Below are 23,628 nucleotides of genomic sequence, written 5' to 3'. Positions count from 1 at the left end.
CGCGCATTATAGGCCGTTCAATCTCTATGTAAAGCTATTTTTTCGAGTAATTTCAACAACTTACCGAAAAAACCAGATTGCAACGTACTAAGCAAATAATGGCGGAGAACGGGGGATTCGAACCCCCGACACCCTTTTGAGGTGTACTCCCTTAGCAGGGGAGCGCCTTCGGCCACTCGGCCAGCTCTCCGCAACACGGGGCGTATATTAACCACGTTCATCCCCGTTTGCAAACATAAAAAACGATAAAAATTAAAGGCTTGGTTCTTCGTCCTTCTCTTTCTTGATCCGCAGGTAAATTTCCTCGCGGTGGACCGCTACCTCTTTCGGAGCGTTAACCCCGATACGTACTTGATTGCCTTTGACGCCGAGCACGGTCACGGTGATTTCGCCATCACCGATAATCAGGCTTTCTGCGCACCGACGAGTCAGAATCAGCATACCTTTCTCCTCACGCATTTCAGTTCAGGAACAACAGTCTGCAAAAAAAAGGCGTTCGACCTACGACGTGAAAGCCGTAGCCCTAACGGCCTAAGTATTGTCGAGCACACGCAAAAGACCATGCGCCCCACAAAAAAATGAAAGGCGCGGTAAACCGCGCCTTCCTGGCATCGCATCACTCGCCCTGTCGGGCCGGAGCGTCCAGCTCAAAAGCGGTATGCAGCGCGCGTACAGCCAGTTCCAGGTACTTCTCTTCGATCACCACCGAGACTTTGATTTCCGAGGTGGAGATCATCTGGATATTGATGCTTTCCTTGGCCAGCGCCTCAAACATGCGGCTGGCAACGCCGGCATGAGAACGCATGCCCACGCCCACGATCGACACTTTGGCAATCTTGGTATCGCCGACTACTTCACGGGCGCCAATCTCGCTCGCCGTGTTCTGCAGGATCCGCTCCGCCGCATCGTACTCGTTACGGTGCACGGTGAAGGTGAAATCGGTGGTGTTATCGTGCGAAACGTTTTGCACGATCATGTCGACTTCAATGTTCGCGCCACTGATAGGACCGAGGATCTTGAAGGCCACGCCCGGAGTATCCGGCACGCCACGGATCGTCAGCTTGGCTTCATCGCGGTTGAAAGCGATGCCGGAAATGATCGGCTGTTCCATGGATTCCTCTTCATCAATAGTAATGAGGGTGCCCGGACCCTCTTTGAAGCTGTGCAATACGCGCAGCGGAACGTTGTACTTGCCGGCGAACTCCACCGCGCGGATCTGCAGCACCTTGGAACCGAGACTGGCCATTTCCAGCATCTCTTCAAAGGTGATCTTGTCCAGACGCTGGGCCACGGACACCACACGTGGGTCGGTGGTGTAGACGCCGTCCACATCGGTATAGATCTGGCATTCGTCAGCCTTGAGGGCCGCTGCCAGCGCCACGCCGGTGGTGTCTGAACCGCCACGCCCCAGGGTCGTGATATTGCCCTGCTCGTCCACACCCTGGAAACCGGCTACAACTACTACGCGCCCGGCTTTCAGATCTGTGCGGATTTTCTGATCATCAATCTGCAGGATGCGCGCCTTGGTATGTGCACTGTCGGTCAGGATGCGCACCTGGCTGCCAGTGTAGGACACCGCCGGTACACCACGCTTGTTCAGCGCCATGGCCAACAGGGCAATAGTGACCTGTTCACCGGTGGACACGATCACATCCAGCTCACGCGGCAGCGGCTGTTGATCACCGCTGATCGCCTTGGCCAGATCGATCAGGCGATTGGTCTCGCCGCTCATGGCCGACAGCACCACCACCAGGTCGTCGCCGGCGTCGCGGAATTTCTTAACCTTGTCGGCGACCTGCTCGATTCTTTCGACAGAACCGACCGAGGTGCCTCCGAATTTCTGTACGATCAAAGCCATTTCTAAGCCGCCTCAGCCCGTAAAGGGGCGCCCAATAAACAAATCTTCCAGCAACTGAACAAGCCCATGACTAGACCATGGGCTCATTAACAGTGCCTTAAATACCGGCCTCGACAAACGGCACAGTCAGGGCCAGGGCCGCGTCCAGGGCACCGGCGTCTACACCACCGCCTTGCGCCATGTCCGGACGACCGCCGCCCTTCCCGCCCACTGCCGCGGCGGCTTGCTTCATCAAATCACCAGCCTTGAGTTGGCCAGTCAGGTCTTTGGTTACACCGGCAACCAGAACGACCTTATCCTCATGGACACTGCCGAGCAGGATCACTGCGCGGCCGAGCTTGTTCTTCAACTGATCGACCAAGGCCAACAGCGCCTTGCCGTCCTGACCATCCAGGCGCACGGCCAGGACCTTCACGCCCTTGACGTCCAGGGCAGAGGCCGACAGATCGTCGCCCGCTGCGCTGGCAGCCTTGGCCTGCAACTGCTCCAGCTGTTTTTCCAGCTGGCGGTTGCGCTCCAGTACCCCAGAGAGCTTGTCGATCAGGTTGTCGCGGCTGCCCTTGACCAGACTGGCCGCTTCCTTGAGTTGTTCTTCGGCCGCATTGAGGTAGGCCAGTGCCGCAGCACCGGTGACCGCTTCAATACGCCGTACACCAGAGGCCACACCGCCCTCGCTGATGATTTTCAGCAGACCGATGTCGCCGGTACGATTGGCGTGGATACCGCCACACAGCTCCACCGAGAAGCTGCCGCCCATGCTCAGTACGCGTACTTCGTCGCCATACTTCTCGCCAAACAGCGCCATGGCGCCTTTGTTTTTGGCGGTTTCGATGTCGGTTTCTTCGGTTTCCACCGGAGTATTCTTGCGAATTTCGGCGTTGACGATGTCTTCCAGCGCCTTGATCTGCTCAGGCTTGATCGCTTCAAAGTGGCTGAAGTCGAAACGCAGGCGCTGGCTATCAACCAACGAACCCTTCTGCTGCACGTGCTCACCCAGCACCTGGCGCAAGGCGGCGTGCAGCAAGTGAGTGGCGGAGTGGTTCAAAGCAGTTGCATGCCGCACGTCGGCATCCACTTGAGTGTCTACCGGCGCGCCGACGGTCAAGTTGCCCAACACCAACACGCCGTGGTGCAGGAATGCGCCGCCGGTCTTGGTGGTGTCGCGCACCTCAAAACGACCGGACGTCGAGCTCAGGTAGCCGCAATCGCCCACCTGGCCACCGGATTCGGCGTAGAACGGCGTCTGGTCCAGGACCACAACAGCCTCTTCGCCTTCATTGAGCACGTCGACCGATTTGCCGTCTTTATAGATGGCCACGATCTTCGCCGCGCCAACGGTCGCCTTGTAGCCGATGAACTCGGTAGGCACATCAACCTTGACCAGCGTGTTGTAGTCCAGACCAAAGGAGCTGGCAGAGCGAGCGCGCACGCGCTGGGCTTCCATCTCACGCTCAAAACCCGCTTCATCGACGGTCAGCTCGCGCTCGCGGGCGATGTCGGCAGTCAGGTCCATAGGGAAACCGTAGGTGTCGTACAGCTTGAACACCACGTCGCCCGGCACCACGGTGCCTTTGAGCTCGGCCAGGTCCTGCTCCAGAATCTTCAAGCCGTGTTCCAGGGTCTTGGAGAACTGCTCTTCTTCAGCCTTGAGCACGCGCTCGATGTTGGACTGCTGCTGCTTGAGTTCCGGGAAGGCATCGCCCATCTCGGCCACCAGCGCGGCAACGATCTTGTAGAAGAAGCTGCCGCTGGCACCCAACTTGTTACCGTGACGGCAGGCGCGACGGATGATCCGGCGCAGCACGTAGCCGCGGCCTTCGTTCGATGGCAGTACGCCGTCGGCGATCAGGAAGCTGCAGGAGCGGATGTGGTCAGACACCACCTTGAGCGAAGACTGACCTTCGTTGGCGCAGCCGATGGCGGCGGCCGAAGCGCTCAGCAGGTTGGTGAACAGGTCGATTTCATAGTTGGAGTGAACGTGCTGCATCACCGCACTGATCCGCTCCAGGCCCATGCCGGTGTCGACCGACGGGGCTGGCAACGGATGCAACACGCCATCGGCGGTGCGGTTGAACTGCATGAACACGTTGTTCCAGATCTCGATGTAACGGTCACCGTCTTCTTCCGGCGAGCCCGGTGGGCCGCCCCAGATGTCGGCGCCGTGATCGTAGAAAATCTCGGTGCACGGGCCGCATGGACCGGTATCGCCCATGGTCCAGAAGTTATCGGAGGCGTAAGGCGCGCCTTTGTTGTCGCCGATACGAATCATGCGCTCGACCGGCACGCCGACTTCTTTGGTCCAGATGTCATACGCTTCGTCGTCCGTGGCGTAGACGGTGACCCAGAGCTTTTCCTTGGGCAGCTTCAACACGCCGGTCAGGAAGGTCCAGGCGAAGGTAATCGCATCTTTCTTGAAATAGTCGCCGAAGCTGAAGTTACCCAGCATCTCGAAAAAAGTGTGGTGACGGGCGGTGTAACCGACGTTTTCCAGGTCGCTGTTCTTGCCGCCGGCGCGCACGCACTTCTGGCTGCTGGTCGCGCGGGTGTAGGCGCGCTTTTCCTGGCCCAGGAAGCAGTCCTTGAACTGGTTCATCCCCGCGTTAGTGAACAGCAGGGTGGGGTCATTGCCTGGGATCAAGGAGCTGGAGGCTACACGGGTGTGGCCTTGCTCTTCGAAGAAGCGAAGGAAGGCTTCACGGATTTCTGCGCTTTTCATTAGGTTCTTCCACGGAGTCTGCGGCCAAAGGCCAGTGCGCAACATCATCAGACGGAGCGACGGCAAAGGGCCGCATTATATCGGCCCTTTGCCGGTGGTACAGCGTGTTTATGTGATAGAAACAGTCAATTAGACGGTCTGCACCGTCATTTGCGTGAAAACTCGGCAAATGTCTGCACGACTTGCTCGATCTGTGCCCGGCTGACATCCAGGTGAGTGACCATGCGCAGACGCGGCGCAGCGCTCAACTTGATGCCGCACTCGGCAGCAAAGGCTTTCAACGCGTCGGCGCGGTCACCGATCTGTACGTAGACCATGTTGGTCTGCACCGGCTCCACCGCATAACCGATCTTGCGCAGTTCATCGCCCAGCCACTGGGCGTTGGCGTGGTCATCGGCCAGGCGCTGCACCTGATGATCCAGGGCATACAGCCCGGCCGCCGCCAGCGAGCCGGCCTGGCGCATACCGCCGCCGACCATTTTGCGCAGACGACGCGCCTTGGCGATCAACGCGCGCGAGCCGCACAACACCGAGCCAATCGGTGCACCAAGGCCCTTGGACAGGCACACCGAAACCGAGTCGAAGTGCTGAGCAATTTCCCGCGCGTCCACCCCAAGCTTGACCGCGGCGTTGTAGATCCGCGCGCCATCCAGGTGCAGCGACAGCCCATGCTCACGGGTAAACGCCCGCGCTTTCGCCAGGTAGTCCAGCGCCAGTACCTTGCCTTGCATGGTGTTTTCCAGCGCCAGCAGGCGGGTGCGGGCAAAGTGGAAGTCATCCGGTTTGATCGCCGCCAGCACATGGTCCAGGTCCAGCGAGCCGTCCGCCTGCACCTCCAGCGGCTGCGGCTGGATCGAACCGAGTACCGCCGCGCCACCGCCTTCGTATTTGTAGGTGTGGGCCTGTTGGCCGACGATGTATTCCTCGCCACGCTCACAGTGAGCCATCAACGCCAGCAGGTTGCTCATGGTGCCGGTGGGCACGAACAGCGCAGCTTCGAACCCCAGACGCTTGGCCATCTCGGCCTCCAGCAGATTGACGCTGGGGTCTTCGCCGTAGACGTCATCACCACTGACGGCGCTGGCCATCGCGTCGAGCATGCCGGGGCTGGGTTGGGTCACGGTGTCGCTACGCAGGTCGATCACAGACATGAAACAGGCCTCTAACGGGGTAGTGTGATGTGCTCTTGTGGGTGATTACTGCGGGCAAAGCCACGGAATATCAAGCCCCAATTGGCTTCAATCGAATACCAACCAAACAAACCGATATAGGTTATCAATACGGCGCTCGTGCAGTTTTTGAAAAACCATGTTAAAAACTCTCCGCCGCCAGGGTTCTGGTGGCAACGTTCTCAGGGCGGGGTGTAATTCCCCACCGGCGGTAATTGCACGCAATGTGCATAGCCCGCGAGCGCTTGGCGCCTCGAACTGCTCACGCAGGACGGCGACAAGGTCAGCAGACCCGGTGTGATCCCGGGGCCGACGGTCATAGTCCGGATGAAGAGAGAACGGGATTGGCACCTAAGGGCCGCGCGCTGTGTTCATGCTTGCATGAGGCAGTGGTTCGTACCCTTAAATCCCATTCGATTCATAACGCCCTGTTTTTTTCTTAAACAGGAGTCAGAACATGCAACCCACCGCAATCGACAGCAAACTCAAGAACCATCACGGCGAGCGCGTCGCGTTTATCCAGGCCTGCTGGCACAAGGATATTGTCGACCAATCGCGTAAAGGCTTCCTCGCCGAAATGATCGCCCAGGGTTACCAGGAATCGGACATCGATTTCTTCGAAGTCGGCGGCGCCTTTGAACTGCCCCTGCACGCCAAACTGCTGGCCAAGACCGGCCGCTATGCCGGCATCGTCGCAGCTGCACTGGTGGTGGACGGCGGCATCTACCGTCACGAATTCGTCGCCCAATCGGTGGTCAGTGGCCTGATGCAAGTGCAGCTGGAAACCGAAGTGCCGGTGTTCTCGGTGTCCCTGACGCCGCATCACTTCCACGCGGGCAGCGAACACCACACCTTCTTCTACGAGCACTTCGTCCACAAGGGCCAGGAAGCCGCGCGCACCTGCGCCGACACCTTGCACAAAGTGCGTGCAATCCGTCGCAGCGAGCAGAAACTGGCGGTGTAAGTCGCCCCCGAAAACGCCCCGCCCACCCTGGTGAGCGGGGCGTTTTTCGTTCAAGCATCTACCACCGCGCCATGATGTATCTGCGGTCTAGTGAGCCACACGCCGGGCAACCGCCCGCCTTCTCACCTGACCGAGAGCCATCACGCCATGCACCGCCCTCTTTTTGTACCCGACACCCCCAGCGCCATTCACACCGTGCACGGGGGAAACCTGACGCCCACCGACGCAGAAAAAACCGCCAACCTGGGCGGTGCCCCAGCGCGTGCGCAGGTCTATCGGGACACGGTCGTTCGGGTCGAACGATGCAGGCAGCAGACCCGCCAGGATAAAGCGCCGCGCAGAGATACCTTGAGGTTTGCATTCACCGCCGATCAACGCGAGCTCTGGCTCAGCGCGGCGGGCGATCACTTGCACCTGTACGTCGGCACGGCGCTCTATCAGATAACGCCGTCTTCGCCGACGCAAATCATCGAGCTAGTCACCGGCCATGGCGCCGACTGCATCCATGTCGATGACAGCCTCCAGAACCCCGTCAGCATTGATGCAGGCGCTGGCGACGACTACCTGCGCGTCGGCGGCCGTCACTCGACGATCCTGTCCGGCGAGGGCGATGACACGCTACGGATCAGCGCCGAGGACTGCACCGTCGACAGCGGCCCCGGTAATGACAGCACGCAAGTCATCGGCGCCGGCACCGCCCGTATCTACGCGGGTGACGGCGCCGACAGCATTCACGGCGGCGCCGGGCTCAACTTTATCGATGGCGGCCCGGGCGACGACGTGATTGTCGGTGGCAGCGGCCATCACCTAATCAGCGGCGGCGACGGCAATGACACCATCAAGGCCGGCAGCGGCACTAACGTCATCTATCCGGGTAACGGCCATGACCATGTCAGCAAACTCAAGACGACAGACCGGGTTTATGGCCTGCCCGGCGACACCCTGGTCGCCATGACCAACGACGAACGCTACGCGTGGTTGCTTGAAAAACTCGCCAGCCTGCAAACCCCGTCGCTCGACCAGGTGATGGCGGTGCTGCTCCCCACAGACCTCGACACAGTCCACCCACCGCTCATGGCGTCCGGCGAGGCCGGTAAAACGGGTCTGTCGATTGGGGGAAACAGGCAGTTTGTTGCGCGCGTCGAATCCGATCTCAGCGTGCTGCGCGTATCACCCAATGGGCAAAAACTGCTCCACGCACTGGATATGGCGGCACAACGCAGTGGGCAACCCGTCAGCATTGAACCGGGTGACGAAAACAATGCCAGGTTCACGCCCTCCACCGACGCCGACACGTTGATGATCCGCGACGGCCAGCCCGGCACGCCGGCCTACGGCGGGCTGATCGAGTACAACCCCTTTTTCAGCCCAGCGGGCTCGCTGCCGATCATCGGGCTCTATCACGAGCTGTGTCACGCCTATAACGCCGTTACCGGTACCGTGGCGCCCGGCACCACCGATGAAAATCACGCAGGCAAAAGCGTTGCGATCAAAAACGTGGAGCGGCAAGCCGTGGGCCTGCCCATTGATCTGGCGCCTTTTGACTTCGATCTGAACCCAGACACCCCGCCCACGCGGACCAACCCCGAGGCCTTTACGGAAAATGCGCTGCGCAAGGAATTCGGGTTGCCGGCTCGCGACGCGTACCTGGCGAAGCCTTGAGGGAACTAGACCAGCGCCGCGTCGGTGGTGGGCACAATCAGAATCCCGGCCCGCAAACCATTCTTCACTTTCGGGTTCGGGAAGATAATGCGTGCGCCCTCCTCCTCGATTACCCAGCGGGTCTTGGCAACGTCTTCGGCCAGCAGGTAGCCCTTGGCCAACGGCGAGAAGTTTTCCACGTCCGCCGGCAAGTGCAGCAGGAAGGCATCACTGTGCTTGATCACTTCACGCGATACCGCAAACAGTTGCAGGCCGTCCAGGCTGTCAGTGGCCGGCTCGCTGCCTTCGATGATTTGCGTCAGGCGCGTCTCCAGGCGGGAAACATCCACGCCCTGGTTCTGGCCGAACGGCCGCGCCTTGCCCAGTTCCAGGGTGAAAGCCTCGGCGTTCAGTTGCTCATAGGTGAACGCGGTGAAGGTGATCGACGTCTTATTCTGCAACAGCACCGCTTGCATGCCGGCAGCACACAGGCGCGCCAGCTCGTGACGTGAATGCTGGCGACCTTCTTTCCACGGGTACAGCGCGAATTGCTCGATCTTCGAGCCGCGAATGGCCGTGTGCAGGTCGTAATGCAGGCGCGAGCGATCAGGCAGGCTGAAGAACGTGCGGGCCAACTGCTCAAGCTCAGCGGCGCGCATGGCCTCAGGGCCAATGTTTTGTTCGTGGCGGCCATTGAACAGCCGGTTGACGTCCAGCTCGAGGTAACGCTCGCCGCGGCGCATGGCCTCGGGGTTACCGAACAGGAACAGAATGCGGGTGCGGGGTTTGATTTCCCCACGGGCAATGCCATGCAACAGGCGGTCGAGCAATTCGATCGGCGCGGTTTCGTTGCCATGGATGCCGGACGACAGCAGCAGGTCGCTGCCGTTGTCCAGCGCTTGCGGCGGGCGCACTTCGAGCGCGCCCTTGCTGAGCCAGCGCATCTGCACGCCGTCGACAGTCAGTTGAATTTTTTGCGCCGGTTCGCGACCGGCGAGGGTCAGTTCAAGCAATTTGCCGAGGGCGAGCATAAGCAGCTTCCTTAGTGGTTGCAGCCAGGGCCGTGAACGTGATCGTCGTCATCACCTTCAACGTCGGCCGGTTCCATTTCCAGTTGCAGGCTCATCAGGTTGGTGGCCAGTGGACGCATCAGCAGGTTGGCGTACTCAGCGTCGCCTTCTTCCACGTCCACACCAATCAGCAACTGGCCACGGCCGTCGTGCTGGATCCAGATTTCCTTGCCCTGCCAGACCACGGCGACGCGGGTGCAGGAGGTTTCCAGCTGGGTGCCGTCGGTGTCTTCAAGAATCAGTTTCAGGGTGTCGGTGGTCATAAAAAGTTCTCAGCCATAGGGTGTAAAAAAGTGGCGCTAGTTGATCTGGAAAGGATAAACCGAGCCCAGTTTAAGGATTTGCGTCAGTTCATCCAGTGCCGTCCGGCACTCAAGCAGCAATTGCGGATCAGCCAGGTCGGTTTCACGCAGGCTGTCGCGGTAGTGCTTGTCGACCCACTGGGTCAGCGTGTCATACAACGGCGCGGTCATGATAACCCCTGGGTTCACCGCCGCCAGCTCAGTTTCATTCAACGCCACGCGCAAGCGCAGGCACGCCGGGCCACCGCCGTTCTGCATGCTTTGCTTGAGGTCAAACACCTTCACTTCACGGATCAGCCCGCCGGAGGCCGTCAGGCCTTGCAGGTACTGCCAGACGCGCTCGTTGGCGCGGCACTCTTCCGGCACGATCAGCAGCATCGAACCGTCGGTGCGGGTCAGCAACTGGCTGTTGAACAAGTAGGACCGCACGGCGTCCTCGACGCTGACCTGGGCGCGCGGCACGCACACTGACTGGAAGTTGCCGCCCAGTTTGCCCAACTTGCCTTGCAGCTCGGCGAGCATCTGCTCGGTATTGAGAAACGCGTCCTCGTGGTAGAACAGCACCTCGCCGTTGCCCACCGCGATCACGTCGTTGTGGAACACGCCGGCATCGATCACAGACGGGTTCTGCTGGGCGTAGACCACGCCGTCATCCTTCAGGCCATGCAGGCGCGCGACGGCTTGTGAGGCTTCAAGGGTCTGGCGCGCCGGGTACTTCTGCGGCGCGGGGTAACGGGTGTCGAACGCGCTGCGGCCAAACACGAAGAACTCGACGCCGGCCTCGCCATAATCACGGCAGAAACGCGTGTGGTTGGCCGCGCCTTCGTCGCCGAACTGCGCCACCGCCGGCAACGCGGCGTGGTGGGCGAAGTGCTTTTGGTCGGCGAACATCGCACCCAGCACGCGGCTGGTGGTCGGGTGTTCGATGCTGCGATGGTATTTGCAGTTGAGGTTGGCGGCAGTGAAATGCACGCGGCCGTCCGCCGTGTCGGCACTCGGGCTGACAGTGGCGGCGTTGGCTACCCACATGCTGGAGGCCGAGCAACTGGCAACCAGCAGCGGCATGGCCTGCTTGGCCGCCTGCTGAATCACCTGCGCGTCGGTGCCGCTGAAACCAAGGTTGCGCAACGCGGCCACGTCAGGACGTTCCTGCGGCGCCAGCACACCTTGCACAAAGCCCATGTCCATCAGGGCTTTCATTTTCTGCAGCCCCTGCAACGCCGCTTCCTTCGGGTTCGAAGACTGCTGGCTGTTGCTCTGGGACGCGACGTTGCCGTAGGACAAACCGCCGTAGTTATGGGTCGGCCCCACGAGACCGTCAAAATTGACTTCACAGGATTTCATCGGCGAGGCTCCACGAACATCTGTTTTTATAGGCATCAATAGCAGTCTTCACACCACCGCTACTCTCTATCTGTAAACCCGATCAACTGTGGGAGCTGGCTTGCCTGCGATGGCAGCGGCGCGGTTTGACTAAAGGACCGAGTTGCCCGCATCGCAGGCAAGCCGGCTCCCCCACAAGCCCGCTCCCACCTTTAGATCAGCGTAATACCTGGGGTCAGCGTTGCCGGGACCACCAGGCTTGGCGTTTCCAGAGACGCCACCGGGTACGCGCAATAATCCGCCGCGTAATAGGCGCTGGCGCGATGGTTGCCCGACGCCCCTACCCCACCGAACGGCGCGGTGCTGGCAGCACCTGTCAGTTGCTTGTTCCAGTTGACGATGCCGGCGCGGCTTTCCAGCCAGAACTGCTGGTAGCGTGCTTCGGAATCCGACAACAAGCCCGCGGCCAAACCGTACTGGGTGTTGTTGGCCTCAGTGATCGCAGCGGCAAAATCAGCGTAGCGGATCACCTGCAGCAGCGGGCCGAACAGCTCTTCATCTTCGCGCTCGGTCACGCCGGTCACGTCGATAATGCCAGGCGTCAGCAACGCGGCCTGATCCTGCGGCTGAGTCATTTCCAACAGCGCCACGGCGCCATTGGCCAACATCAACTCCTGGGCGTCCATCAAGGCCTTGGCCGCGCCGAGGGAAATCACCGAGCCCATGAACGGCGCTGGCTGCTGATCAAACGGCCCCACTTCAATCGTCGCGCTGACCGCCACCAGGCGCGCCAGCAACGCATCGCCCCAGGCACCTTCGGGCACCAGCAAGCGACGCGCGCAGGTGCAACGCTGACCGGCCGAAATAAACGCCGACTGGATAATGGTGTACACCGCCGCATCCACGTCGGCCACTTCGTCGACCACCAGCGGGTTGTTGCCGCCCATTTCCAGCGCGAGGATCTTGTCCGGGCGCCCGGAAAACTGCTGGTGCAGGTGATTGCCGGTGCGGCTGGAGCCGGTGAAGAACAACCCATCGATACCGGGGTTGGCCGCCAACGCGATACCGGTTTCCCGCGCGCCTTGCAGCAGGTTCAACACGCCCGCCGGCAAGCCGGCGTCGATCCAGCATTGCACGGTCAGCTCGGCGACTTTGGGGGTCAGCTCGCTCGGCTTGAACAGCACGGTATTGCCTGCCAGCAACGCCGGGACGATGTGCCCGTTCGGCAAGTGGCCAGGGAAATTGTAAGGGCCAAACACCGCCACCACGCCGTGCGGCTTGTGGCGCAACACGGCGGTGGCGTCGCCCAGCGGGCCGCTCTTCTCGCCGGTGCGCTCACGGTAGCTTTGCACCGAGATAGCAATCTTGTTGGCCATGCTGGTGACTTCGGTGGCCGATTCCCACAGCGGCTTGCCGGTTTCTTCGCCGATGCAACGGGCGATTTCGTCGGCGCGGCTTTTCAGCGTGGCGGCAAAGGTTTCCAGCACGCTGATACGTTCTTCCAGCGGGCGCCGGGCCCAGCCTGGAAACGCCTGGCGCGCGGCCTGCACGGCGGATTCAACCTGTTCGACGGTCGCGCCATTGCCGGCCCACAGCACCTGCTGAGTCACCGGGTTGCGCGACTCGAACAGTTCACCCTGGCCCGCCAGCCAGCTACCTGCGATATACAGCGAATTCATTATTTCGACTCCCGAGCAGCAGACAACGCAACAGCGCGCACTTGATCACCCACCACCAGTTGCAGGCGTTTGGCGGTCTGAGGATCGACCACCAGCGTGCCTGCCGCCAGACGGGCCGGAGCGGCCGTGATACGGCACTCCTCACGCTTGCGGTTATGAATCAGGAACGGCGTGGCGTCGTCCCCTGGGGTGCCGATGGCCAACACCAGTGACTGGCTGTCGCGCACCGCACGGATTTTGCTGGTTTCACATTCCACCGCCGGGCCGGCGTCGAAGATATCGACATAGCCCTGGTAGCTGAAGCCTTCGCTCTTGAGCATGCTCAGCGCCGGCTCGGTGTCCGGGTGGACTTTGCCGATGACATTGCGCGCGTCTTCAGAGAGGAAGCAGCTGTACAGCGGAAACTTGGGCATCAGCTCAGCGATAAACGCCTTGTTGCCCACGCCGGTCAGGTAATCGGCCTGACTGAATTCCATCTTGAAGAAATGCCGGCCCAGGCTTTCCCAGAACGGCGAGCGCCCAGCCTCGTTGGACACGCCGCGCATTTCGGCAATGATCTTGTTACCGAACAGCTGCGGAAATTCAGCGATAAACAGCATGCGCGCCTTGGCCAGCATGCGGCCATTGAGGCCGTTGCGGTAATCGGCGTGCAGGAACAACGAGCACAATTCGGAGTTGCCGGTGAGGTCGTTGGCCAAAAACAGCGTCGGAATCTCGCGGTAGATGTTCAGTTCCTGGGAGGCGCTGACGGTCAGGCCGACCCGGAAGTTGTACCACGGCTCGCGCAGGCCAACGGCGCCGGCAATGGCGGAAATACCCACCACGCGGCCTTCGTCGTTTTCCAGCACAAACAGGTAGTCGGCATCGCCGCGCCCGGCTTCGCCGCGAAAGGTTTTTTCCGCCCAGCCAACCCGGTGGGTCAGGCGCTCTTCGTTGGCCGGCAAGGTGGTGAGGCCGGTGCCGGTGCTGCGCGCCAGATCAATCAGGGCCGGTAAATCGCTGCTGCGTACGGGACGAACGATCATGCTATCTCCTCAGACGGGCCGCCTGCTCCAGGCCACCCGCAAAACTCTGCTTTAAACAGCGACCAGGCGCACGCTGGCACCTTCGCCGACACCCAGGGCTTCGGCCGCGGCCAGGTCCAGGGTCACCGGTTTGCCGGGCGCGTAGTCCAGCTCCAGCATCACCGCGCGGTAATCCTGCAACTGCGCGTTGCTCACCAGGTACTGGCGGCCAGCCCCCTTGACCATTTCACCGATCTTCACCGGCACCACGCGGCTTTGGGCAATCGAGCGAATGCCCGAGACCCGCGCGTGCAGCGTCGGGCCGCCGTCGAAGATGTCGATGTAATGGTCGGTCTCGAAGCCTTCACGCATCAGGATGTCGAAGGTGATCTGCGCACGCGGGTGCACCTGGCCCATGGCTTCCTGGGCTTCGTCGGGCAGCAGCGGCACGTAGATCGGGTAATGCGGCATCAGCTCGGCGAGGAAGGTGCGGCTTTTGAGCCCGCACAGGCGTTCGGCAGCGGCGTAGTTGAGGTCGAAGAAGTTGCGGCCAATGGCGTCCCAGAACGGCGAATCACCGTTCTCGTCGCTGTAGCCGACAATCTCGGTCACCACCGAGTCGGCAAAGCGCTCGGGGTGGCTGGCGACGAACAACAGGCGGCCACGGGAATTGAGTTCCGACCACGGCGAACCGACCAGCGCAGGCTTCACGTAGAAACTGGTGAGCAGGCTGTTGCCGGTCAGGTCGTGGCATTGGGAAAGCACGTGAATCTTGTTGTGGATCTTCAGCTCGCGGGACGCGTGCACGAAGGTTTCGTTACGGAAGCTGTAGAACGGCTCCGAGTAACCGGCCGACGCGACGATGGCCGAGCAGCCAGCCAGCTCGCCGGTCTCGGTGTCTTCAAGCACGAAGAAATAGCTTTCTTCGCCGTTGAAACTGACCTCGGCCGCGAAGGACGCTTCGCTGGCGGCGATCTTGTCGCTCAGGCGTTCCACATCATCCGGCAAGGAGGTGACACCAATCGGGCTGTCCGCAGCCAGACGCTGTACCTCGCCCAGATCAGCCATTTGCGCGGGGCGCATCACCAGCATGGTGTCACTCCTTAACTCGAAAAACTCATAGAGGGAAAAATGCCGGACACGGGATCTGAGCTCACACAGATCCAATGTGGGAGGGGGCTTGCCCCCCCGATAGCAGTCTGTCAGTTGATAAATCCAGTGACTGATCCGCCGCTATCGGGGGCAAGCCCCCTCCCACATTTTTGACCAGTCCAACCAGCAAAATGTGTCGCTATCAGGCTTGCGTCAGCGTCTTCACGGCACGCTCAAAACGGTCCAGGCCTTCGTTGATGTCTGCATCTTCGACCACCAGGCTCGGGGCGAAACGCACCACGTCGGGCCCGGCTTGCAGGATCATCAGGTTTTCTTTTTCGGCCGCATTGAACACGTCCTTGGCCTTGCCTTTGAACGCGTCGCTGAGCACGCAACCAATCAGCAGGCCCATGCCGCGCACTTCGGTGAAGATGCCGTATTTCTCGCCGATCTGTTGCAGGCGTGCCTTGAACAGCTCGTGCTTGGCGTTCACGCCGGCCAGCACTTCTGGGGTGTTGATCACGTCGATGACCGCTTCCGCCACTGCACACGCCAGCGGGTTGCCGCCGTACGTGGTGCCGTGGGTGCCGACCACCAGGTGCTTGGCCAGGTCTTCACGGGTGAGCATGGCTGCAATCGGGAAACCGCCGCCCAGGCTCTTGGCGCTGGTGAGGATGTCCGGCGTCACGCCGTAATGCTGGTAGGCGAACAGGTGACCGCTGCGGCCCATGCCGGTTTGCACTTCGTCGAACACCAGCAGCGCGTTGTTCGCATCGCACAGCTCGCGGGCGCCTTGCAGGTACGCCAGCTCAGCCGGCAAAACGCCGCCTTCGCCCTGGACCGGTTCGAGCACCACGGCGCAGGTCTTGTCCGACACGGCGGCTTTCAGCGCGTCCAGGTCGTTGTAAGGCACGTGAGTGATGCCGGTGATCTTAGGCCCGAAACCGTCGGAGTACTTCGACTGACCACCAACGTTAACGGTGAACAGGGTACGGCCGTGGAAGCTGTTCAGCGCGGCGATGATCTCGTACTTCTCGGTGCCGAAACGGTCGAACGCCACACGGCGGGCCAGCTTGAATGCGGCCTCGTTGGCTTCGGCGCCGGAGTTGCAGAAGAACACGCGCTCGGCAAAGGTGGCGTCGATCAGCTTATGCGCCAGGCGCAGGGCCGGCTCATTGGTGAAGACGTTGGAGACGTGCCACAGCTTGTTGGCTTGTTCGGTCAGTGCACCGACCAGCGCCGGGTGGGCGTGGCCCAATACGTTAACCGCGATGCCGCCGGCAAAGTCGATCAGCTCGCGACCCGCCTGGTCCCAAACGCGCGAACCCGCGCCACGCACAGGGATGAATGCGGCAGGTGCGTAGTTGGGAACCATGACCTGGTCGAAATCGGCACGTTGCACCGGGGCTTGCTCAACGGACATCGGAGTCTCCTGAAGAGGAACGCCTGCCTGGAACTGGCGGGCGATGCAGGGATTGTAAGGACAGTTTTCAGTGCGGCCTTGCCGCCAAGCGACAACTTCTTATAGCGCCAACCCGCGTTTTCAGCGGGTTTACGCCAATGCGACAAATAGCATCGCAATGGCGCAGTTTAAACCGTGGGCTCGCCCAGCGGCACCGATTTACGGCTCGCGCTTAATTATCTAACACGGATCGGCGACGGCGAACTGTTCTGCTGAGGGCATCATTTGATCCTCAGGAAGCTTTGCAATGAGCCAGCAACCCAGCGTGCCCGCTTTCGACCGGCTGATCCCTGCGCGCGACGTTCATCATGAAACGCTCAAAAACGCGATCCCCGACTGGCTGGGCGACGCGTCGGCCGCACGTCGCAACGCCCTTAAAACCAGCGCACCGGCAGGGTACGCCCAGCCCTCAGCCGAGCAGGACACGGCGCTCAAAGGCCTGATCCGTGAGGCCTGGGTCACCCAAAACCTGCTCGACAAGGCCATGGACGCACTCAAGTCACCCGCCGACTTCGCCGCGCCCGTGCTGCAGCAGGCGCTCAAACAGCGCTTCGGTGTGGAGTGCGATGTGCGCAACACCTACCTGCGCCTGTCTATACCGGCGACCATCCCTTGGTTCCCCGTGCGCTCCGGCGCAGTGCGAACCTGGACCGTGTCGCTGCTGGACGCCGCCTTGCATAACTTTGAAGCCGGCGAAACCGCTGACGACGCCTACGAGCCGCCATCCGGTTTTATCACCCCGCCCACCGCCACCGGGCATTTCGATACCCTGCCCGACATAGACACACGTATCAGCGTGCCGGCCTATACCCGCCTGTGCCGCGAACTGGACATCGGCGGCCAATACAGTGCCTACCTCGAGCACTCCCTGGACCTCAACAACCCCGTCGCCATTGCACACCTGCAACACCGCTTCGATGCCAGCCAGGTCGCCGACCTGAAACTCGCCCTGCACATGGCGCGCCTGCGGGGCGACCTGTCGCAAGCCAGCTCGCAGCGCCTGCAACAATTGTTGAGCAATCCGGGGGGCTGCAACGCACTGCGTTGTCACGCCCTGAGCATGCTGTCCAGCCCGCTGACAGGCATTGTGCTGTTTGCCCACGCGGACCTTGAGCGGGCCAATCACGTGGTGCCCGTCATTGCCTATATTCCGCACGACCCGCAACACCCGCTCAAGGAGTACCGCTCCAGCGTGCAGTTCATGCAGGCCCTGACCGCCGACCTGCGCCTGCCTGCGTACCAGCAATTCTTCAGCCGTTTCGTGAACCACGACGAACGCGGGCATTTTTTCGCCGACCTCGGCCAGCGCCTGTCCCGCGTCACCTGGCATGCGCACACCCGCGGCGACCCGCGCCCGGCCTGGCGGGATACACCGGTGGACAGGCCTGGGCTGCAGTTTGCCGTCACACCGATCAGCGGCTCGGTGCTCGAACACCTTTACCAGACCACCCTGAGCAAACTCTTCAACGACGCACGCGCTCAAGCTGTGTCCACTGCCAACGCCGACCAGAAAACCCGCTGGCAGCGCTGGAGCCTGTTCGAAAAGATCGGCTCGGCCCTGCTGCAGATTGCCGCGCTGGTCGCGGCGCCGTTCGTACCGCCGGTGGGTTTACTGATGCTGGGTTACACCGCGTATCAGCTGCTGGATGACACGTTCGAGGGTATCGTCGACTGGGCCGAAGGCCTTAAAACCCAGGCGTTCGGGCACCTGATGTCAGTGCTGGAGCAGATGGTCCAACTGGGCATGTTCGCCCTCGGCCCGCCGCTTGCCGAAGGGTTGTTGCGCCAGCACTTGCCCGCTGAACTCTGGCAGTTTTTCGACCGCCTCAAACCCGTCACCTTGCCCGATGGCCAGTCCCGGCTGTGGCGACCGGACCTTGCGCCTTACGCCCATGCGGTGACGCTGCCCGAAGGCTCGCGCGCCAACCCGCTCGGCCTGCACGCGCATGGCGAGCAAGACATCCTGCCCCTGTCCGGCGCGCATTACGCGCTGGGCCTCGACCCCGGCACCCACACGCATTACTTCAAGCATCCCACCCGCACCAATGCCTACCGCCCAACGGCATACAGCAATGGCCAAGGCGCCTGGGTAAGTGAGCTGGACCAACCGCTGAGTTGGGACAGCGCCCAGTTGATGCGCCGTCTGGGCCATCAGGCGCAAAGCTTCAGCGACCTGCAACTGGCACAGATTCGCCACGTCAGCGGCGTCGAAGACGCGGCGCTGCGCAAGCTCTACATGACCCGCGAACCCCTGCCACCGCTGCTGGCCGACACCTTCAAGCGCTTCAAAATCGACCAGGACCTGCAAACCTTCATCGACCAAATGAACAGTGATGACCCTCGTGTCCAGGCGTTGGCCGATGCCCAGACCCAACTGCTGCTCTTGACCAACTACGGGCTGTGGCCCACCACCAGAACCTTGCGCCTGATCGACAGCCAGGGACGCACGCACTGGGAAATCCCGGGCGCCAAAGACGCCAGCGTCACCCAGATTCACGAGCACCAACTCAACAATGGCGACTTGCTCCAGACCCTGCTCGAAGCGCTGGACGAACCGCAGAGAAGGACGTTGCTTGGGGAAGCGTCCAGCCATCCCACAGCCTCGCTTCAAGCACGTACGGGTGTCCTCAGGCAAACACTTGCCCAACTGGCTCGGGAAAAACGCTGGGCGCTGTTCGAGTCGGCATATCGCGCCCTGCAACGTACCGGCGATGCGCAGCTGAGCGCGCTTGTCGACGCGTCGCCGGGCTTGCCGGTGAGCGCCGCCGAAACCCTGCGTGCCATCGCCAGCCCGGAGGAGCTGCGCGCCCTCGATCAGGGCCGGGTGCCCCGGCGCCTGATCGAGTTGGCGCGCGAAGCCCAGCGAGAAATACGCGCCTGCCGTGCCTACGAAGGGCTGTACCTGGACAGCATCGACAACCTGGACACTTACCGCCTGGCCCTGCACTCCCTGCCCGATTTGCCGGACTGGCCCGCGGGGCTGCGCATTAGCGTCAGAAACGACACCGCTGATGGGCCGTTGCGCGACGTGATCGGTGATGACCGCGCCCGCGTTCAACGCACGTTGGTTTACACCGCCAACGGCGGCTATGTGCCCACCGACAGCAGCGGCCCGCTGTTTGGCGAAACCGACTTCTACACCGCCCTGCTCCAGGCGCTGCCCGACCAGGCGCGCGCTGCGCTGGGCATTCATATCGGCCAGGGCCCGGCCCTGCGCCAGGCGCTTGCTCGTCATGCCCTGCACCACTGGCATCTGCGCGAGTTGCTCGCGGACGCCCCCGTCGGCAAACCCGCCTACGACCCAAGCACCATGCGCCTGCGCGGCGGCATGCCGGGCTATCGAGCAGCACCCGCGCCCGGTGCGCAACACGAGCTGACAGCACATGAACACGCCCAACACCTGTTCCCGGCGCTGCCCCGCGCGCATATCGACAACATTGTGCGCAGCCTGGAACAAGCGCCCGGCGGGGTGACGACGGCGCTGAGCACCATGGGCAACGAATACCAGCAACTTGAGCGCGACTTGCAGGCCTGGATCACTGCCACGCCGCGCCTGAGCGCTGACCCACAAGTGCGCATCAGTCGCCAGGAACTTGCCTATGCCCGGCGCAACCGCACGGCCTGGGCCGATGAACTGCGCCGGGCCTGGCGCCTGGAAACCCCGCTCGACGCGTACTACGAGCCGCCTGCCCCCAATGGCTACCAACTGCACTTGAACTGGCCGATTTCCGGCAATCCTCCCGTGCTGCCCGGACGTTTCGGTCATATCTCCAGCCTGTCGCTGCAGGGCGAGCAAGGGCCGCTGGAGATCAACACGTTCTTGTCGATGTTCCCGTTCCTGCGTCGCCTGACCGTGCGCAACTTCAACCTCGACAGACTGCCCGATGGCGTCACCGCCCTACCCAGCCTCAATGAACTGGTACTCAGCGATTGCAACATTACCCTGACAGCGCAGACCCGCACCGCGCTTGAAAACATGACCCAGCTCAAGACCCTCGACCTCTTCAACAACCCGCTGGGGCTCCTGCCCAGTGTCGAGAACATGCCTGGCCTGCACTTCCTCGACTTGAGCAACACCGGTATCACGCAATTGCCTGCCGGGATTTTGCAGCGCCCCCAGCTGGAGACCGCGCTGTTTCGGGACAACCGCATTGCTGCATTGCCCGACGCACTTTTCGAGCTGCCCGTGGCAACCAGCCATTCGTTCGACTTTTCCGGCAACCCGCTGTCTGCGCAGACCCTTGAGCAGGTCAAAACCTACTTCCAGCGCACCGGCAGTTACTGGGAGGCCAATGCGGCCCCGGTGGACATTGCCAGCGCGAAGATGCTTTACCCCACCTTGAGCAGTGACGAAATCAACCGTCTGATTTTCGGTCTGCCGGGTAACCTGGAAATGGGCAAAATCGAACTGGCGCGGCGAGACCTTGACTACAAGCAGCTGAACCACGAGCTGGACGCCTGGGTGAACAGCCCCGGCTTCGGCGAAACCGCCCACTATCAGCGCGAGGCGTTCAAACAAGCGTTGCTCGCTGGATGGCGTCGGCAACTGAAGCAGGACGAACACGGCAACGACATTCATCCCACCTACGCGCTGGACATCTCTGCCCCCATAAGCGGCAAATTGCCCACACTCAGCAGCCGGTTCACTCACGTGTCGACCCTCAGGCTCAGTGGCGATGCTCAGCCGTTGGACGTAGGAAACTGGCTGGCGAGCTTTTCGCACGTGCAGCATCTGATCATTGAAGACTACGCGCTGGAGGATATCCCCGAGCCGGTTTTCCAGCTGCCACAGCTCACGGCCCTCAGCCTTGAACGCTGCAACCTGCGACTGTCAGCGAAAACCGTCAAAGCCTTGGAGACCCAGCGCAACCTGGCACGGCTGAACCTGAGCCATAACCCTCTGGAGCAACTCCCGGACTTTACCTCGATGACATCCCTGGACAGCCTGGGACTGCGCAACACCCACCTCACAGATATTCCGCGCAGCCTGCTCACTGCCCGAGAACGCAACCTCGTCGACCTGAGCCACAACCTGATCACGCAGATCCCCGAACCGCTGCTGCAAAGGCCGGCCTCGGTTACCAGCGCGTTTGACTTGTCTGCCAATCCGTTGTCACGAGCGACCCTGGAACAGCTCAAGCGCTATTGCCAAACCCGCGGCGAGCACCTCCAGGTCGATGCGCCTGGCGGCTATAACGCCCGCATCGCAGCCTTGTACCCGACGTTCACCGCTGCGGAGGTCAACGCCTTTATCTTCAGCCTGCCCGGCGATCTGGATGCGATCGAGGGCGCCATCCGTCGCCTGGAAAGCGAATACGCGCGCCTCAGTGCTGACCTCACCGTCTGGGCACTGACCGTGCCCGAACGGCATCCCGTCCTTGATGTAGCACTGGACGAACAAACGGCGGCCGAGGAGCAAATCCGGCGCCTTGCCATCAAGGCAACGCTGGAAGAAGGCTGGCGCCGCGAGAGCGAGATCGACGATTTCAATGGCGGGTATGCCGTGACCCATAAACTGACGTGCCATACGTCGATTTTTGGCGAGCTGCCCACCTTGAGCGCACGGTTCGAACATGTGTCGCATCTGGAGCTCATCGGCGAAGGAACCACCACCAACGTTGAAGGCCTGGTGCGTGCCTTCCCTAACCTGAGCACGCTGGCGCTGGATAAATACGCCCTGGAAGAGATCCCCGAGCTGATCTTCAACCTGCCGAGGCTGACCAGCCTGACGTTGACGCAGAGCCGGCTTCGCCTCAGCCCGCGGGCCCGCGCCCAGTTGCGAGACCTGCGTAACCTGGAGTACCTGGACTTGAGTGACAACCCGCTGGGCCGGGCGCCAGAGCTGGACAATATGCCCAAGCTGGAATGCCTCTACCTGCAAAACTGCGAGCTCAGCGAAGTACCGTTCGGGGTGTTTGACCGCCCTTATTTGCGCACCGTGGACTTGAGCGACAACCTGATCACCCAGGTCCCGGACGACATTCTAAGCATGCGCCAGCCGTGGGACGACGAGTCCGACCTCAGCGGCAACCCGCTGTCTGAGGACAGCCTGGACCGCCTTCGGCAGTATTTTCGCCAGACAGGCAATGATCTGCAGGTGGATGAAGCCGGCCTGAACGCCCAGGGCGCGCCCCTGACGCCACCGTCCACACCCGAACCCATGGAGGAATAACAGCGGTCAGCCGCGCTCGGACGGCACCGACGACAACTCGAACGGGCTGCTGCTGCGTCGCTGGTTGCGGTCTTCACGCGGGGTAGCGCCGAAGAAGTTGCGGTAGGCGCTGGAGAAGTGCGGGCCCGACGAGAAACCGCACGACAAGCCGATCTGGATGATCGACTTGCTGGTTTGCATAAGCATCTGGCGCGCCTTGTTCAGGCGCAATTCCAGGTAGTACTGGCTGGGAACGCGATTGAGGTATTGCTTGAAGATGCGTTCAAGCTGTCGTCGCGACACACATACGTGCTGGGCGATTTCGTCGGTGGTCAGCGGCTCTTCGATGTTGGCTTCCATCAGCAACACGGCCTGGGTCAACTTCGGATGGCTGGAGCCCAGGCGATTCTGCAAGGGAATGCGCTGGCGCTCGCCGCCTTCGCGGATGCGCTCGACCACCAGTTCTTCGGAGACAGCGCCGGCCAGTTCGGCGCCATGATCACGGGCCAGCACGGCCAGCAACAGGTCGAGTACCGACATGCCGCCGCAGGCGGTCAGGCGATCACGGTCCCAATCGAACAGATGGCTGGTGGCAATGACCTTGGGGAAGCGCTCGGCGAAATCGTCCTGCCAGCGCCAATGCACGGCGGCGCGGTAGCCGTCGAGCAGACCGAGTTGCGCCAGCGGATACACACCCGCCGACAAGCCCCCGATCACGCAACCCGCCCGCACAAGCTGCTTGAGCGCAGCGCTCAGTTGAGAGGCGATGACGGTCGGCGGCTCGTCCGCCAGCAGGAAGAGTTTCTGGAAGCCTTCAAGCTTGCCGGCCCACGGCTCGCCCGGCAATTGCCAGGCGCCTTCGGTGGCAGGCTCGGCGAGCAGGAACGACAACTCGTAGACCACGTCCGGATGCACCCGCTGAGCAACGCGCAAGGCCTCCTCAGCCAGCGCAAGCGTCAGTGCTTTTGTGCTGGGCCAAATCAGGAAACCAATTTTGTGGGCGGTCATGGAATGCTATCCGAAACGAAGAACGGTAATGAAGACAAGGGCCAATGCTAGCCCGGAAACCAACACAAATCTCAAAACATATGAGATCTAATGGGGGAACTGGCTTGCCTGCGATACCGGTGGGTCAGTCTGCCTCTCTGGCACAGACACGCCGCCATCGCAGGCAAGCTAGCTCCCACAGGGGATCGA

The 23,628-nt window shown here is 61.6% G+C and carries 15 protein-coding genes, 1 tRNA gene and 1 riboswitch; of the genes, 3 read left to right on the top strand and 13 right to left on the bottom strand.

Annotation, left to right across the window (positions count from 1 at the left end; genetic code table 11):
- Positions 1-99 precede the first annotated feature (99 nt).
- The 5 genes from AACV02_RS21845 to ltaE form a co-directional block, all read right to left on the bottom strand.
- Positions 100-190: transfer RNA gene (locus AACV02_RS21845), tRNA-Ser, on the bottom strand.
- Positions 191-252: 62 nt separating this feature from the next.
- Entirely contained in the window at positions 253-441 is a 189-nt protein-coding gene (csrA, locus tag AACV02_RS21840) for a carbon storage regulator CsrA (RefSeq protein ID WP_003175645.1), read from the bottom strand.
- Positions 442-616: 175 nt separating this feature from the next.
- Positions 617-1,858, bottom strand: coding sequence for an aspartate kinase (locus AACV02_RS21835; protein ID WP_056861669.1), 1,242 nt, complete (start codon positions 1,856-1,858; stop codon positions 617-619).
- 97 nt (positions 1,859-1,955) lie between these two features.
- Positions 1,956-4,574, bottom strand: a complete 2,619-nt coding sequence (alaS, locus tag AACV02_RS21830; protein ID WP_106576124.1) for an alanine--tRNA ligase — start codon at positions 4,572-4,574, stop codon at positions 1,956-1,958.
- A 146-nt stretch (positions 4,575-4,720) separates the two neighbouring features.
- On the bottom strand, positions 4,721-5,725 hold the full coding sequence (ltaE, locus tag AACV02_RS21825) for a low-specificity L-threonine aldolase (RefSeq protein WP_119741969.1): 1,005 nt from the start codon (positions 5,723-5,725) through the stop codon (positions 4,721-4,723).
- A gap of 192 nt (positions 5,726-5,917) precedes the next feature.
- A riboswitch (FMN riboswitch) is annotated at positions 5,918-6,087 on the top strand.
- Positions 6,088-6,200: 113 nt separating this feature from the next.
- Between ltaE and AACV02_RS21820 the strand changes: the two genes are divergently transcribed.
- Both AACV02_RS21820 and AACV02_RS21815 read left to right on the top strand, forming a co-directional pair.
- Positions 6,201-6,707, top strand: a complete 507-nt coding sequence (locus tag AACV02_RS21820; protein WP_119741967.1) for a 6,7-dimethyl-8-ribityllumazine synthase — start codon at positions 6,201-6,203, stop codon at positions 6,705-6,707.
- 147 nt (positions 6,708-6,854) lie between these two features.
- A complete protein-coding gene (locus AACV02_RS21815; RefSeq protein ID WP_157986856.1) occupies positions 6,855-8,369 on the top strand; it encodes a M91 family zinc metallopeptidase in 1,515 nt (504 codons plus the stop codon).
- A 5-nt stretch (positions 8,370-8,374) separates the two neighbouring features.
- Here AACV02_RS21815 and astE read toward each other — a convergent pair whose 3' ends face one another.
- The 7 genes from astE to AACV02_RS21780 all read right to left on the bottom strand — a co-directional run bounded on the left by astE (position 8,375) and on the right by AACV02_RS21780 (position 16,241).
- Complete coding sequence (gene astE / locus AACV02_RS21810; protein WP_119741963.1) at positions 8,375-9,379, bottom strand: succinylglutamate desuccinylase; 1,005 nt, start codon at positions 9,377-9,379, stop codon at positions 8,375-8,377.
- Between the two features lie 11 nt (positions 9,380-9,390).
- Positions 9,391-9,681, bottom strand: coding sequence for a hypothetical protein (locus AACV02_RS21805; protein WP_003214319.1), 291 nt, complete (start codon positions 9,679-9,681; stop codon positions 9,391-9,393).
- A 36-nt stretch (positions 9,682-9,717) separates the two neighbouring features.
- Positions 9,718-11,064 carry an N-succinylarginine dihydrolase gene (gene astB, locus AACV02_RS21800; RefSeq protein ID WP_119741961.1) on the bottom strand — a complete coding sequence of 449 codons (1,347 nt, stop codon included), beginning with the start codon at positions 11,062-11,064 and terminating at the stop codon, positions 9,718-9,720.
- Between the two features lie 191 nt (positions 11,065-11,255).
- Positions 11,256-12,725, bottom strand: a complete 1,470-nt coding sequence (gene astD, locus AACV02_RS21795) for a succinylglutamate-semialdehyde dehydrogenase (RefSeq protein WP_177413716.1) — start codon at positions 12,723-12,725, stop codon at positions 11,256-11,258.
- Positions 12,722-13,747 carry an arginine N-succinyltransferase gene (gene astA / locus AACV02_RS21790; protein ID WP_106576117.1) on the bottom strand — a complete coding sequence of 342 codons (1,026 nt, stop codon included), beginning with the start codon at positions 13,745-13,747 and terminating at the stop codon, positions 12,722-12,724. Before astA ends, astD begins: the two co-directional genes overlap by 4 nt.
- A gap of 51 nt (positions 13,748-13,798) precedes the next feature.
- Positions 13,799-14,818, bottom strand: a complete 1,020-nt coding sequence (gene aruF / locus AACV02_RS21785) for an arginine/ornithine succinyltransferase subunit alpha (RefSeq protein ID WP_106576116.1) — start codon at positions 14,816-14,818, stop codon at positions 13,799-13,801.
- A gap of 202 nt (positions 14,819-15,020) precedes the next feature.
- Complete coding sequence (locus tag AACV02_RS21780; RefSeq protein ID WP_106576115.1) at positions 15,021-16,241, bottom strand: aspartate aminotransferase family protein; 1,221 nt, start codon at positions 16,239-16,241, stop codon at positions 15,021-15,023.
- Positions 16,242-16,527: 286 nt separating this feature from the next.
- Here AACV02_RS21780 and AACV02_RS21775 point away from each other — a divergent pair, with 286 nt between their 5' ends.
- A complete protein-coding gene (locus tag AACV02_RS21775) occupies positions 16,528-22,452 on the top strand; it encodes a leucine-rich repeat domain-containing protein (protein ID WP_119741956.1) in 5,925 nt (1,974 codons plus the stop codon).
- Between the two features lie 6 nt (positions 22,453-22,458).
- Here the strand turns inward: AACV02_RS21775 and argR are convergent, their stop codons facing one another.
- A complete protein-coding gene (argR, locus tag AACV02_RS21770) occupies positions 22,459-23,439 on the bottom strand; it encodes a transcriptional regulator ArgR (RefSeq protein WP_106576113.1) in 981 nt (326 codons plus the stop codon).
- Positions 23,440-23,628 lie beyond the last annotated feature (189 nt).

The organism is Pseudomonas sp. Larv2_ips, assembly GCF_963879675.1.
Classification (GTDB): Bacteria; Pseudomonadota; Gammaproteobacteria; order Pseudomonadales; family Pseudomonadaceae; genus Aquipseudomonas.
This window is presented reverse-complemented; position numbering and strand designations above follow the sequence as displayed.